Origin of the sequence: Phenylobacterium sp. LjRoot97, from assembly GCF_964254345.1 — a bacterium.
Lineage (GTDB): Bacteria > Pseudomonadota > Alphaproteobacteria > Caulobacterales > Caulobacteraceae > Phenylobacterium.
This window is the reverse complement of record NZ_CAXUTH020000001.1, coordinates 2,420,147-2,432,691: the sequence shown is the minus strand read 5'-3', so window position 1 is coordinate 2,432,691 and position 12,545 is coordinate 2,420,147. Positions and strand designations below refer to the sequence as shown.

The 12,545-nt window shown below is 67.4% G+C and carries 13 protein-coding genes; 10 read left to right on the top strand and 3 right to left on the bottom strand.

All coding sequences use genetic code 11. The features are described 5' to 3' along the window. The first annotated feature begins 5 nt into the window (after positions 1-5). The 4 genes from ACSQ2H_RS12115 to ACSQ2H_RS12100 all read left to right on the top strand — a co-directional run bounded on the left by ACSQ2H_RS12115 (position 6) and on the right by ACSQ2H_RS12100 (position 3,244). Entirely contained in the window at positions 6-686 is a 681-nt protein-coding gene (locus ACSQ2H_RS12115; protein WP_436061638.1) for a hypothetical protein, read from the top strand. A gap of 45 nt (positions 687-731) precedes the next feature. Further along, positions 732-1,121, top strand: a complete 390-nt coding sequence (locus ACSQ2H_RS12110) for a hypothetical protein (protein ID WP_436061637.1) — start codon at positions 732-734, stop codon at positions 1,119-1,121. A gap of 146 nt (positions 1,122-1,267) precedes the next feature. Next, the gene (gene ssb / locus ACSQ2H_RS12105; RefSeq protein ID WP_436061636.1) at positions 1,268-1,801 is read left to right on the top strand and encodes a single-stranded DNA-binding protein; all 534 of its coding nucleotides are present in this window, start codon (positions 1,268-1,270) and stop codon (positions 1,799-1,801) included. A gap of 123 nt (positions 1,802-1,924) precedes the next feature. After that, positions 1,925-3,244: an amidohydrolase gene (locus ACSQ2H_RS12100; RefSeq protein ID WP_436061635.1), complete on the top strand. Its 1,320-nt coding sequence runs from the start codon at positions 1,925-1,927 to the stop codon at positions 3,242-3,244. 7 nt (positions 3,245-3,251) lie between these two features. Here ACSQ2H_RS12100 and ACSQ2H_RS12095 read toward each other — a convergent pair whose 3' ends face one another. Both ACSQ2H_RS12095 and ACSQ2H_RS12090 read right to left on the bottom strand, forming a co-directional pair. Continuing rightward, the gene (locus ACSQ2H_RS12095) at positions 3,252-5,069 is read right to left on the bottom strand and encodes a DUF885 domain-containing protein (protein ID WP_436061634.1); all 1,818 of its coding nucleotides are present in this window, start codon (positions 5,067-5,069) and stop codon (positions 3,252-3,254) included. Positions 5,070-5,144: 75 nt separating this feature from the next. Beyond that, complete coding sequence (locus ACSQ2H_RS12090) at positions 5,145-5,672, bottom strand: superoxide dismutase family protein (RefSeq protein WP_436061633.1); 528 nt, start codon at positions 5,670-5,672, stop codon at positions 5,145-5,147. Between the two features lie 213 nt (positions 5,673-5,885). On the opposite strand from ACSQ2H_RS12090, the gene gyrA reads away from it, so the two are divergent. The 6 genes from gyrA (at position 5,886) to ACSQ2H_RS12060 (ending at position 11,591) form a co-directional block, all read left to right on the top strand. Next, positions 5,886-8,543 carry a DNA gyrase subunit A gene (gene gyrA / locus ACSQ2H_RS12085; RefSeq protein WP_436063571.1) on the top strand — a complete coding sequence of 886 codons (2,658 nt, stop codon included), beginning with the start codon at positions 5,886-5,888 and terminating at the stop codon, positions 8,541-8,543. Positions 8,544-8,669: 126 nt separating this feature from the next. Then, positions 8,670-9,164 carry a pantetheine-phosphate adenylyltransferase gene (coaD, locus tag ACSQ2H_RS12080; RefSeq protein WP_436061632.1) on the top strand — a complete coding sequence of 165 codons (495 nt, stop codon included), beginning with the start codon at positions 8,670-8,672 and terminating at the stop codon, positions 9,162-9,164. Positions 9,165-9,214: 50 nt separating this feature from the next. Continuing rightward, positions 9,215-10,075 carry a peptidylprolyl isomerase gene (locus ACSQ2H_RS12075; protein ID WP_436061631.1) on the top strand — a complete coding sequence of 287 codons (861 nt, stop codon included), beginning with the start codon at positions 9,215-9,217 and terminating at the stop codon, positions 10,073-10,075. After that, positions 10,075-10,539: a peptidylprolyl isomerase gene (locus ACSQ2H_RS12070; RefSeq protein ID WP_436061630.1), complete on the top strand. Its 465-nt coding sequence runs from the start codon at positions 10,075-10,077 to the stop codon at positions 10,537-10,539. Before ACSQ2H_RS12075 ends, ACSQ2H_RS12070 begins: the two co-directional genes overlap by 1 nt. Continuing rightward, positions 10,536-11,093, top strand: a complete 558-nt coding sequence (locus tag ACSQ2H_RS12065; protein ID WP_436061629.1) for an HD domain-containing protein — start codon at positions 10,536-10,538, stop codon at positions 11,091-11,093. The genes ACSQ2H_RS12070 and ACSQ2H_RS12065 overlap by 4 nt, the downstream gene beginning before the upstream one ends. Positions 11,094-11,102: 9 nt before the next feature. After that, the gene (locus ACSQ2H_RS12060) at positions 11,103-11,591 is read left to right on the top strand and encodes a hypothetical protein (protein ID WP_436061628.1); all 489 of its coding nucleotides are present in this window, start codon (positions 11,103-11,105) and stop codon (positions 11,589-11,591) included. On the opposite strand, the gene ACSQ2H_RS12055 is transcribed toward ACSQ2H_RS12060, so the two are convergent. Further along, positions 11,583-12,545, bottom strand: a complete 963-nt coding sequence (locus ACSQ2H_RS12055) for an endonuclease/exonuclease/phosphatase family protein (RefSeq protein ID WP_436061627.1) — start codon at positions 12,543-12,545, stop codon at positions 11,583-11,585. The genes ACSQ2H_RS12060 and ACSQ2H_RS12055 overlap by 9 nt on opposite strands.

Below are 12,545 nucleotides of genomic sequence, written 5' to 3'. Positions count from 1 at the left end.
AGCGCATGGAATTCCTGAAAGATCGGCGCACGCTTCTGGCCCTTGTCGGCGGCGCGCTCGCCTTGTTGGCCGGCGTGATCATCGCGAGCGTCATGGTCAACAAGGGTAAGGGTGAAAAGCCTGCGCCGCCGCCCGCCTCGCAGGGTGGCCTGGTCGTTGAGACGGGCGCGCCGGACGACGGCCGGTTGGATCCGGCAAAGCCGCTGCGTTGTTTCGTGGCCGGGCAGTATGTCGGCGAAATGACCCTCGCCGAATGCGCGAAGCGCAACGGCGTGGCGACCGGCGCGCTCGACGTCGGTGTCGACGAGGCCGGCAATCTGGCCGCCGCTGACCAGGCCGGCACGATGCTGACGCCGCTGCCGCCGCAGCCCGAGGCCGTAACACCGCTCAATCCGACGCCGGCCGCGCCGACCCAGACGCCGGCGGCGACCAATGCCCCCGCGGGCAGCTGCTGGCGTTATGTCGATGGCGGTTGGCGCAAACTGCCCAACGAGCTGTCCCTCAACGCCTGCGTTCAGACGTTGTTCGCTGGCCGCTGCGAGCGGCCCGGCGGAGCGACCTACGGCCGCTGGATGCAGCAGACGCTGCGCCTGGTGCCGGGCAAGGTGGAGGTGTCGGGCGACAATCGCAGCTTCCGTCCGCTGGCCGAACAGGCGCAGAACTGCTCGATCTCTTCGATCGGCTAGGGATTCGCCCTGCCGCCGCCGCAATCGCGACTATAGGCTGACCCCATGCTGCTCCGCTTCGCCCTCGTCGCTGGCCTTTCCATCGTCGCGCTGGCGGCGTGCTCCAAGCGCACCTTGCCGCCGGGCGGGGAGGGGATCTGCTGGAACGTCACCCGCACGGCGGACGGCGAACTGAAGTACCACAAGCTGAAGACGGACGTTCCGACGCTCGAACACTGCGCGGCCGAGCTCGAGAGCATGCGGGTTCGCTTCCTGCGCATGGGCGGCTCGGTCCGCGAGATCACCGGAGCCTACAAGGGCAGCTTCATCTTCATCGACCGCCGCGGGATCTTCACCGCTCCCTCGCTGGAAGAGCATCCCTACCTGGCGCTGGTGCGTACTGGCGATGGCCGCTTGGCGATCCCCGGCGCGATGCCGCAGCAGGCCGAGCAGTAGGCCGCTGCCCGCGACCAAATCGCTGTGGACTAAGCGTTAACGTCGTGAACAGATAGAGAACATCGACGTTGATCCGTGCGAGCGGGTCGTCTAGCGTCGCGCGCTTGGGCGAAAGCCCGCAAGCACGGAAAGCAAGGGACAAGCTCATGGCGGGCAGCGTCAACAAGGTCATTCTGGTCGGCAATCTCGGCGCCGACCCTGAAATTCGTAGCCTGAATTCGGGCGATCGGGTCGCCAACCTCCGCATTGCGACGTCGGAAACCTGGCGCGACCGGAGCTCGGGCGAGCGCAAGGAAAAGACCGAGTGGCACCGAGTCGTGATCTTCAACGACAACCTCGTGAAGGTGGCCGAGCAGTATCTGCGCAAGGGCTCGAAGGTCTACATCGAGGGCGCGATCCAGACCCGCAAGTGGACTGACCAATCGGGCCAGGAAAAGTACTCGACCGAAATCGTCCTGCAGAAGTTCCGCGGTGAACTGACCATGCTCGACGGCCGCGGTGATGGCGAGCGCAGCGGCGGTGGCGACTACGGCGGCGATTACGGTGGCGGCAGCGGCGGTGGCGGCGGCGGTTACGGCGGCGGCGGCGGCGGCGGCGGATTCGGCGGCGGCTCGCGCAACCAGAGCTCCGGCCCGCGGGAAGACTTCTCGGCCGACCTGGACGACGAAATCCCGTTCTAGGCGTCACGCAACAGATCAAAAGGGCCGGCTGCGAAGCCGGCCCTTTTCGATTCCGGCTGTGATTGGCCTTGGCCCAGCGGTCGAGCTAGATCACTGCTCGTCCATAGTTCTCGGGGGCTTCCCATGAAAATGCTGTCGTGCGCCGCTTCGGCGGCGGTTCTCGTTCTGGCGGCCGCGCCGGCCACGGCCGCGACGCTCGATGTGCAAGCGGCCAAGGCGCAGGTGGCCCAGACGCTGAACGGAGACTACGCGCAGCTGGACGCGCTCTACAGGGATCTGCACGCCCACCCGGAGCTCGGCTTCCAGGAAACGCGCACCGCCGCCAAGCTCGCGGCCGAGATGCGCGCTCTTGGCCTGGAGGTCACCGAGGGAGTCGGCGGCACCGGCGTCGTAGCTGTCCTGAAGAACGGTCCCGGTCCGACGGTCCTGGTCCGTACCGAACTCGACGCCCTGCCGATGGAGGAGAAGAGCGGTCTGTCCTACGCCAGCCGCGCGCAGGCGACCTGGAACGGCAAGGAGACCTTCGTCGCCCATTCCTGCGGCCATGACGTGCACATGGCCGCCTGGATCGGTACGGCGCGCGCCCTGATCGCCGCCAAGGCGCGCTGGAGCGGCACTGTCATGTTCGTCGCCCAGCCGTCTGAGGAAACCGTCAACGGCGCCAAGGCGATGCTGGATGACGGCTTCATCAAGCGCTTCGGCAAGGCCGACTACGGCTTTGCGCTGCACGTCGGTCCGGGGCTCGCCGGGCAGGTCTACTACAAGCCCGGCGCGGTCAGTTCGACCTCCGACAGCCTGGACGTGGTGTTCGCCGGGCGCGGCGGGCACGGCTCGATGCCGGCCGCCACTATCGACCCGGTGATGATGGGGGCTCGTTTCGTGGTCGACGTTCAGAGCGTGATCAGTCGCGAAAAGGATCCGGCGGCGTTCGGCGTCGTGACCATCGGGTCGTTCCAGGCCGGCAGCGCCGGCAACATCATTCCCGACAGCGCGCAGCTGCGGGGCACCATCCGCACCCAGGACGGCGCGGTGCGCGACAAGATCCTCACCGGTGTGGAGCGGACCGCCAAGGCGGTCGCCGACATGGCCGGCGCGCCGGCGCCGACGGTTAAGATCGTTCCCGGCGGCAAGGCGGTGATCAACGATGCAGCGCTGACCGAACGGACAGCGAAGGTCTTCCAGGCGGCGTTCGGCGCCAATGCGGTCGTCCAGCCGCAGGCAGGGTCGGCGAGCGAAGACTATTCCGAGTTCATCATCGCGGGCACGCCGTCGGTCTACTTCGGCATCGGCGGCTACGACGCCAAGACGATCGCCGAGGCGCAAAAGAGCGGCGCGGCGCTGCCGGTGAACCACTCTCCGTTCTTCGCGCCGGCCGCCGAGCCGTCGATCCGCACCGGGGTCATGGCCATGAGCCTGGCGGTCATGAACGTCACGGCGAAGTAGGGGGGCGTCAGGCGACGCGGCCGCCGCTGCGCGCCCAGCTGTCGAGATGGGCGCTGAGCACTGAGAGCGGCATGGCTCCATAGAGCAGGCCCGCGTCGTGGAAGGCGCGAATGTCGAAGGCGTCGCCCAGCCGCGCCTTGGCCGCGTCGCGGGACTGTACCCAGACCTGGTGGCCGAGCATGTAGCTCGACGCCTGGCCCGGCTGCACGCAGTAGCGCTCGACCTCGCGCGTGACGCTGGTCTCCTTGTCGCCGAGCGTGTCGACCATGTAGGCGATCGCCTGTTCGCGGCTCCAGCGCTTGTGGTGCAGGCCGGAGTCGACGACCAGCCGCGCTGCGCGGAACAGCAGCGAGGCGAGGTAGCCGAGGCGACCCAGCGGATTGTCCTCGAACGCGCCCATTTCGTCGGAGAGCTGCTCGGCATAAAGCGCCCAGCCTTCGGAATAGCCTGAGAACAGCGGCATACGCCGCATCAGCGGCAGCCCCTTGGCCTCCATGGCGAGCGCGATCTGCAGGTGGTGGCCCGGCAGCACCTCGTGGTGGACCAGGGTCGGCAGATCCAGGCGCGGCTGCTCGGCCGTGTCGCGTAGATTGATGTAGAAGATACCGGCGCGCGAGCCGTCGACAGAGCCTGGTTGATACGAACCGCCGGGAGCTCCAGCCTCGATCGTCGTTGGGACGCGGGCGATCTCGACGGGGGCCCGGGGCAGAGCGCCGAAGTACGCGGGCAACCGCTTGCGCATCGCCTCGGCCATCCCGTTCATGTCGGACAGCAGCTGCGCGCGGCCAGCGTCGGTGTTCGGATAGATCTGGTCTGGGCGCCGGCGCAGGGCGGAGATCCGCTGGCCGACCGAGCCCTGGCTCAGGCCTTGGGCCTTGAGGATCTCGTCCGCCCTTGCGGTCAGTTCGGCGACGCGTTCAAGCCCGAGGCGGTGGATTTCGTCGCCGCTCATGTCGGTCGTCGTGAACGACCGGACGGCGAAGCGGTAGTAGGCCTCGCCTTGGGGCAGGCGCCAGCAGCCGGCGTCGTGCGAGGCCGTGGGCAGCGCCTGCTGCAGCAGGTGCAGTTGGCGGCGCAGCGCAGGGTAGACGCTCGCCTCGACGATCCTGGCGGCGCGCGCCTCCCAATCCCCGTCCAGGCCCTTTTCGGTCGTGCGGCGGGTCAGGTTGGTCACGAGTTCCGACGCCGTCGGTGCTGGAGCCAGCATGGCCGTGAGCTGACCGGCCGTAGAGCGCAGAATGAAGTCAGGCGGCGTCGCGCCCAGAGCGAAATCGGTTCGGACGCGCTCGGCTTCCTGATCGAGGGAGGGGCCGAAGGCCGCCAGGCGATCGAGATAGGCCTCGGCGTCGTCCCTGCTGGCGATCCCGTGCTGCGTCCCGAGGAAGCTGGGAATGCTGCGGTAGTTCCCGCTGAGCTGCGAGACGATGTAAGGGATCGCACCGCCGACGCCGGGGTCGCCATAGGGGAAGCTGTAGCCCTGCAGCGTGACGTCGGCCAGGTAGGCGGCGGTCTGGTAGTTGAGCAGGTCGCCGCCGCGCAGCGTCGCCGGATCGAACGGCCGCAGGTCGGCCGCCATCTGCTCGAACAGCGCCTTCATCTTCGCCAGGCTCGCGTCGGAGCGATCGTCCAGCCGATGCTTGGCGGCGGCGTTCGCGCCAGTATCGAGACCGGTCAGCGTCATAAGCTGCGGCGAGGCGGCGAGGGCGGCCTGCATCGCCTGGTCCATCAACGCCGTGAGCCGGCGGCCGTCTGTGCTCTGCGCGGCGGCAGGCGAGGCGGCTAGGGAGGCGGCCCCTGCGAGCAGGACGTCTCGGCGGTTCAGCATGGTGATGATCCGGAAGGGGACGTCAGCCGCCGCGGGCCGGGCTCGCGGCGGCGCAGTCAGGGTGCGGGCGGGCGCTTAGCCGCCGGCGATGACGCCGCAGGCGATGCGTGCACCGGCGCCGCCGATCGGCTGGGTCGTGTGGTCGTCGGCGTTGGCGTGGACGACGATGGCCGAGCCGTCCTTGTCGGTCAGGTCCTGACGGCCATCGACGCCGCCCAGCGACACGAAGGTGGTGAAGATCTCGGCGTTCGCCGTGCCGTCGGCGGCGACGAAGATGTTCGGCAGATCGCCGGCTTCGTTGGCGTCGGGGTTCAGCAGGCCGTGCACCATGGTCGGGCCGCCGTGCACGTGGCCGCCGGCCGACGTGAAGTCAGACTTCGAGCAATCGCCCTTCTCATGGAAGTGGAGTCCGTGCCAGCCCGGAGCGACCCCCTTCATCTCGACGCGCATCAGCACGCCCTTGGGCGCATTGGTCAGGGTGGCCGAGCCCACCGAGGCGCCTGCCGAATTCTTCAGTTCGATCCGTTGGTTGGCCGGCGCGTCTGCGGCGATCGCCGTCCCGGCGAAAAGGGTGGCGGCGAGGGCTGCGAGGGCATATTTCATGAGATCTAGCACCTGGGTTCGAAACTGTACGGACATTTGGCCTTACGGCCTCCGGGATGGTAACAACAGAACCTAGCTTTGTGTCCGATTCTAAACGGCTAAATCCTCTCCTTGACCGACGAAACCCATACCCCGCCGGACGGTGATCGGCGTGGGGGCATCGCCCCTATCGCGATCGAAGACGAGCTGAAGCGCTCCTATCTCGACTACGCGATGAGCGTCATCGTGTCCCGCGCCCTGCCGGACGCGCGCGACGGCCTCAAGCCTGTCCACCGCCGCATCCTGTTCTCGATGAACGAGCAGGGCCACACGCCCGACCGTTCATACGTGAAGTCGGCCCGCGTCGTCGGGGACGTGATGGGTAAGTATCACCCGCACGGCGACGCCTCGATCTACTTCACCATGGTCCGGATGGCGCAGCCGTTCTCCATGGGCCTGCTGCTGATCGACGGCCAGGGCAACTTCGGTTCGGTCGACAACGACCCGCCGGCGGCCATGCGCTACACCGAGAGCCGCATGAGCAAGGCGGCGATGTCGGTCGTCGCCGACCTCGACAAGGACACCGTCGACTTCAAGGAGAACTACGACGGCACCGAGCAGGAGCCCGTGGTCCTGCCGTCGCGGATCCCCAACCTGCTGGTCAACGGCGCCGGCGGCATCGCCGTCGGCATGGCCACCAATATTCCGCCGCATAACCTGGGCGAGGTGATCGAAGCCTGCCTGGCCTATGTGGACGATCCCGAGGTCTCGCTCGACGCCCTGCTGGACATCGTGCCTGGTCCCGACTTCCCGACCGGCGGCGAGATCATCGGCCGCTCGGGCGCGCGCAATGCTTTGATGACCGGCCGCGGCTCGGTCGTCATGCGCGGCAAGGCGGACATCCAGGAGATCCGCAAGGATCGCGAAGCCATCATCATCAACTCGATCCCGTATCAGGTGAACAAGGCCGCGATGGTCGAGCGCATCGCCGAACTGGTGCGCGAGAAGAAGATCGAGGGCATCGCCGACCTGCGCGACGAAAGCGACCGCGACGGCATGCGGGTCGTGGTCGAGATGAAGCGCGACGCTTCGCCCGACGTCGTCCTGAACCAGCTCTATCGCTACACCCCGCTGCAATCGTCCTTCGCCGTCAACATGCTGGCGCTGGACCGCGGGCGCCCGCGCGAGATGAACCTGCGCGACCTGGTCGTGGCCTTCGTCGACTTCCGCGAGGAAGTGGTCGTCCGGCGGGTGAAGTTCGAGCTCGGCAAGGCGCGCGACCGCGGCCACGTCTTGGTCGGTCTGGCCATCGCCGTCGCCAACATCGACGAGTTCATCCACATCATCCGGTCCTCCAAGGACCCGGCTGAGGCGCGCGAACGCCTGGTGGCCAAGGATTGGCCGGCCGGCGACATGCTGCCGCTGGTCGAACTGATCGCCGACCCGCGTACGCTAGTCATCGACGGCGCTCTGATCCGGCTGTCGGAAGAGCAGGCCCGGGCCATCCTGGCCCTGACGCTGTCTCGCCTGACCGGCCTCGGCCGCGACGAAATCTTCGGCGAGGCCCGGGAACTGGCCGACACGATCCAGGGGCACCTGACCATCCTGTCGGCACGCGCCAATGTCATGGCGATCGTCCGCGACGAGCTGGTGGCCGTGCGCGACGCCTTCGCCGTGCCGCGCCGCTCAGAAATCGTCGATGGCGACGCCGACGTCGAAGACGAGGACCTGATCGCCCGTGAGGAGATGGTCATCACCGTCACTCACGGCGGCTATGTGAAGCGCACGCCGCTGACCACGTACCGCACCCAGCACCGGGGCGGCAAAGGCCGCTCGGGCATGGCGACCAAGGAAGAGGATGCGGTCACCCGCGTCTTCTCAGCTTCGACCCACACGCCGATGCTGTTCTTCTCGTCGGGAGGCAAGGTCTATCAGCTCAAGGTTTGGCGCTTGCCGGTCGGCAACCCGAATTCGCGCGGCAAGGCGTTCGTAAACTTGCTTCCGATCGAGCCGGGCGAGAGCATCACCTCGATCCTGCCGGTGCCGGAAGACGAGGCGGCCTGGGCTCAGTACGACGTGATGTTCGCCACGAAGTCCGGCAACGTCCGCCGCAACAAGCTCTCCGATTTCCAGGGCATCAAGCGTAACGGCAAGATCGCCATGAAGCTTGATGACGGCGACCAGATCATTGGTGTCGGCCTTTGCAACGCTCAGCAGAACGATATCCTGCTGACCACCGCTCTTGGCCGCTGCATCCGTTTTGCGACGGAAGAAGTCCGGGTGTTCGCCGGCCGTGACTCGACCGGCGTCCGTGGCATCCGCCTGGCTGAGGGCGACAAGGTGATCTCGATGGCGATTCTTCGCTCCGTCGAGGCCCTGCCGGCCGAGCGGGCGGCCTACGTCAAACACGCCAACGCCATGCGCCGGGCCACTGGCGACGACGTCGAGGAGGTCTCCGCGCCAGACGACGACGAGGCTGAGGGCGACGTCACGCTCAGCGTCGAGCGCATCGCCGAACTGGGTGCGGCCGAGGAAGTCATTCTCACCGTCTCGACCGAGGGCTTCGGTAAGCGGACCTCCGCCTACGAATTCCGACGCACTGGACGCGGCGGGCAGGGGCTCTTGGCTCAGGACCTCACCAAGAAGGGCGGCCGCCTGGCGGCGTCGTTCCCGGTCGAAGAGTTCGACGAGATACTGCTGGTCACCGACCAGGGCCAGTTGATCCGCACGCCGGTCAACCAGGTCCGCATGGTCGGTCGCAATACCTCGGGCGTCACGATCTTCCGCACCAGCAAGGACGAGCACGTCGTGTCCGTCGAGCGCCTGGCCGACCAGGGCGGCGGCGATGCGGCCGCCGATGATTCAGACATCGAAGGTGACGCGGCGGAATAGCGCCGCCGCGTATCCTCGCTACGCGCAACCGTTGGTTCAGCTGACGGTTGCGGGTGAGATTTGGGCTTGCTTTCGCGGCCCGTGCCGGTGAAATCCTGCTGCACCGCAACAGGGGGGAGACGTCGAATGACGCGTGTGGGGCTCTATCCGGGGACCTTCGACCCGATCCACAACGGCCATACCGACATCATCGGCCGGGCCGTAAAACTCGTGGACAAGCTGGTCATCGGCGTGGCGATCAACGCCGGCAAAGGCCCTCTGTTCGAGTTGGAAGAACGCGTCGCGATTCTGCGCGAAGCCACCCAGCACCTCAATGATCGAGCGGAGATCGTCGTCCAGCCGTTCGAAGGTCTGCTGATGCACTACGCCCGCGAAATCGGCGCCCAGGTGATCGTGCGCGGTCTGCGCGCAGTCGCCGACTTCGAATACGAATTCCAGATGACAGCGATGAACCAGCAGCTCGATCGCGAGGTCGAGACGGTGTTTCTGATGGCCGATCCGCGTCACCAGGCCATTTCGTCAAAGCTGGTCAAAGAAATCGCTGTCCTCGGCGGCGACATCAGCAAGTTCGTCAGTCCGGCCATCAAGGATGCGCTGATGGCCAAGGTCGGCCGCGGCTGACGTCGGCGGACGGGCTGGCGGTATCGCGCGTTGCCCGCTACGAGGGGCGCATGATCCGAACCCTGTTGCTCACTGCCGCCGTCCTGGCGATGGCGGCCCCGGCCGCCGCCCAGGCGCCCGCCGCAAAGCCTCCCGCAGCCGCGCCCGCTCCGTCGGCTGCCGATTGGCGCACGCCCAATCCGGACGACCTGTTGGTCATCGACACCAACAAGGGGCGGATCATCGTCGAGATGCTGCCTGAGGCGGCTCCCGCCCATGTGCAACGGGTCAAGGAACTGACCCGCGCCGGCTTCTATGACGGCCGCAGCTTCTTCCGGGTCATCGACGAGTTCATGGCTCAGACGGGAGACCCCGAGGACCGTGGCACCGGCGGTAGCGACAAGCCGGACCTGACTCAAGAGTTCCTGTTCCGTCTTGGTCCTGACGCCGGCTTCGTGCAGGCGGCCGACCAGAACGTCGCCCAGGTGGGCTTCATCAAGTCCCTGCCGGTGAAGAGCCAGAGCCCAATGCTGATGGCGATGACCGCCGACGGCAAGATTTCGGCCTGGCCGCTGTACTGTCCGGGCGTCGCCGCCATGGCCCGGGGGCAGGGCGAGGACAGCGCCAACAGCCAATTCTTCCTGATGCGCCAGACCTATCCGTCGCTAGAGCGCCGCTACACCGGCTGGGGCCGGGTCGTGTCGGGCCTCGACGTCGTGCGCGCGATCAAGGTCGGCGAGCCGGTGGCTCCGCCGCAGGACAAGATGGACAAGGTCCGCATCCTGGCCGATATCCCCGCGTCTGAACGCCCCAAGGTGCGCGTGATCGATCCCAACAGCGCCTGGTTCAAGGCCGAGATCGAAAGCGTCCGCGCCCGGATGGGTGAGAATTTCTCGGTTTGCGAGATCAAAGTCCCATCGGAGGTGAAGTGATGGACCCGGAAAACACCCTTATCCTGACCCTCGACACGGGCCCGGTGACGATCAAGCTCCGCCCCGACCTGGCGCCTGGCCACGTCGAGCGCATCAAGGAGCTGTCGCGCGAGGGCTTCTACGACGGCGTCGTGTTCCACCGCGTCATCGACGGCTTCATGGCCCAGGGCGGCGACCCGACCGGCACCGGCACCTCGGGCTCGGACAAGCCGAACCTGCAGGCTGAATTCTCGCGCGAGCCGCACGTCCGCGGCGTCTGCTCGATGGCTCGGACCTCGGCGCCGCACTCGGCCAACAGCCAGTTCTTCATCTGCCTGGATGACGCCACCTTCCTCGACGGCCAGTACACGGTCTGGGGCGAAGTGGTCGAAGGCATGGACGCGGTCGACGCGCTGCCCAAGGGCGAGCCGCCGCGCGCTCCGGGCAAGATTCTGTCCGCCCGCGTCGCCGCCGACGCCGCGTGACGCCGAACCTGGAAGCGGCGTATGCGCAGCCGCATCGCCGCTACCACACGCGGGCCCACATCGAGCAGTGCCTGGCGCTGCTCGATCAGGTCCCTGACCTCACCGACACCGAACGCCAGATCCTGACCTATGCCATCTGGTGGCACGACGCCGTCTACGACCCGTCGGCTGCGGACAACGAGGCCAAGAGCGCGCAGATGGCCAAGGCCGATCTGCGAGATTTCGACGTCTCGATCCACGCCCGCGAGGAGGTGGCGCGGCTGATCCTTCTGACGGCCGGCCATGAGGTCGAAGACGAAGATCGGCTCGGCGAATTGCTGGTCTCAATCGACCTGGCGATTCTCGGCGCGCCGGCCGACCGCTACGACGCCTACGGGCGCGCGGTCCGTGAAGAATATGCCCACGTCCCGGACGACCTCTGGCGCAAGGGCCGCGCCGGCGTGCTGCAACGCTTTCTCGACGCGCAGGTTATCTTTCCCGATCCGGCGTTCGCCGAATGGCTGGACGCCCAGGCGCGGGACAACCTGACGCGGGAGCTCGCGTCGCTCGGCTAGGAGGCTGCGGTGGCGCGGCTGAAGGTCTTCGTCACCTCGGATGGCTTCACCGACTATGTCGTGGCGGCGACCTCTCGGGCCAAGGCGCTGGCGGCTTGGGGCGCACATCAGGACCTGTTCCAGACCGGCGGCGCCCGCGAAACGGTCGACCCTGATCTCATAGCCGCCGCCAGCGCGCAGCCTGGGCAGGTGCTGCGCCGGCCCTCGAAGGTCACCCCGCTGGTCCCCAAGCGCCGGGTTGCCGACAAGCCGGCTCCGCCGCCGAAGCCCGCGGCCCCGAAGAAGCCACGCGGGCCGACGCCGGCGCAGCTGCGCAAGATCGCCGAACTCGAGGCCGAACTGGAGGCCGCCGCTGAACGCCACGCGGCCGAGTTGGCGCAGATTGCGGACGAGAGGCGCGCGCTCGAACGGCGGCGCGACGACAGCGAGAGCAAGTTCCTGACCCGCCGCAGCGAATTGCGAGAGGCCCTGCGCAAGGCGCGGCTGGCGTTAAGGTGACGGTGCCAGGAGGACGATGACCGGATAGTGGTCCGAGCCCAGCAACGGTCCGCGCTCGACCCGGACTGTGCGCCATCCCGGACCGGCGTAGACATGGTCGATCGGCAGCAGCGCGAAGGGCAGGCGCATGCCCGATGGGCCGCGGTCGGCGGGCCAGGTGAACAGCCCGCGGGTCCGTCGCTCCAGTCCGAAATTCGCGTCCTCGCGCCGCCGGCTGAACGACCAGGGCGTGGAGTTGAAGTCCCCCGACAGGATCAGGCGGTCCTTTGGAAAGCGCTCCAGCAGGCCAGCGATGACCCGACCTTGCGCCTGCTGCCAACCGCCATAGATCGGCCAAGTGTAATGCGTGCCGAAGACACTGAACTCGCCGCGCTCGTCGCGGAAGGTGGCCCCGGCGATCGGCGGGCGGATATCGTCGGCGCCCGGCGGCACCGGGACCTCGTTGGCGATGGGCCTGGCCTTCGAAAGGATCATCACGCTGCAGTCGCCGCAGCTGACGTGATAGCCGTCAAAGGCGCGCTTCAGGGCCGGAGCAATCACGCTGGCCTCTTCGACCACCAGGATGTCGGGGTCCTGCGCGCGTAACCATTGAACAGTGGCGACCTCGCGGCTGTTGCGCTCCCAGGCGTTGAACTGGATCAGCTTGATCTGTCCGGGCGCGTCGGGTCGCGCAGGCGGGCTGGCCTGCCGTAGATACTCCGGGGCCAAGAGTGTCGCAGAGGCCGCGATCGCGACGGTCGAGACGGCGGTAAGGAGCAGGCGTGCGCCGCGTCGCTCGAACATCAGTCCATAGACCGCCGGGATCAAAGACAGCGCCAGCAGCATCGGCGCAAAGTGGGTCAGGACGTCGAGCCGCACGCTCCAGCGGCCGCCGTGGGCGGCCAGCGCCCAGCCCGCGCAGCCGAATGCGGTCAGGGCCATCAGGCTGGTGATCAGCAAGCGAAGCGAACGCAT

Bases quoted from the DNA above. Each gene is read 5' to 3' on its own strand.
- ACSQ2H_RS12115 (WP_436061638.1), top strand. From the start codon at position 6: ATGGAATTCCTGAAAGATCGGCGCACGCTTCTGGCCCTTGTCGGCGGC.
- ACSQ2H_RS12110 (WP_436061637.1), top strand. From the start codon at position 732: ATGCTGCTCCGCTTCGCCCTCGTCGCTGGCCTTTCCATCGTCGCGCTG.
- ssb (WP_436061636.1), top strand. From the start codon at position 1,268: ATGGCGGGCAGCGTCAACAAGGTCATTCTGGTCGGCAATCTCGGCGCC.
- ACSQ2H_RS12100 (WP_436061635.1), top strand. From the start codon at position 1,925: ATGAAAATGCTGTCGTGCGCCGCTTCGGCGGCGGTTCTCGTTCTGGCG.
- ACSQ2H_RS12095 (WP_436061634.1), bottom strand. From the start codon at position 5,069: ATGCTGAACCGCCGAGACGTCCTGCTCGCAGGGGCCGCCTCCCTAGCC.
- ACSQ2H_RS12090 (WP_436061633.1), bottom strand. From the start codon at position 5,672: ATGAAATATGCCCTCGCAGCCCTCGCCGCCACCCTTTTCGCCGGGACG.
- gyrA (WP_436063571.1), top strand. From the start codon at position 5,886: ATGAGCGTCATCGTGTCCCGCGCCCTGCCGGACGCGCGCGACGGCCTC.
- coaD (WP_436061632.1), top strand. From the start codon at position 8,670: ATGACGCGTGTGGGGCTCTATCCGGGGACCTTCGACCCGATCCACAAC.
- ACSQ2H_RS12075 (WP_436061631.1), top strand. From the start codon at position 9,215: ATGATCCGAACCCTGTTGCTCACTGCCGCCGTCCTGGCGATGGCGGCC.
- ACSQ2H_RS12070 (WP_436061630.1), top strand. From the start codon at position 10,075: ATGGACCCGGAAAACACCCTTATCCTGACCCTCGACACGGGCCCGGTG.
- ACSQ2H_RS12055 (WP_436061627.1), bottom strand. From the start codon at position 12,545: ATGCGTTCGCTTCGCTTGCTGATCACCAGCCTGATGGCCCTGACCGCA.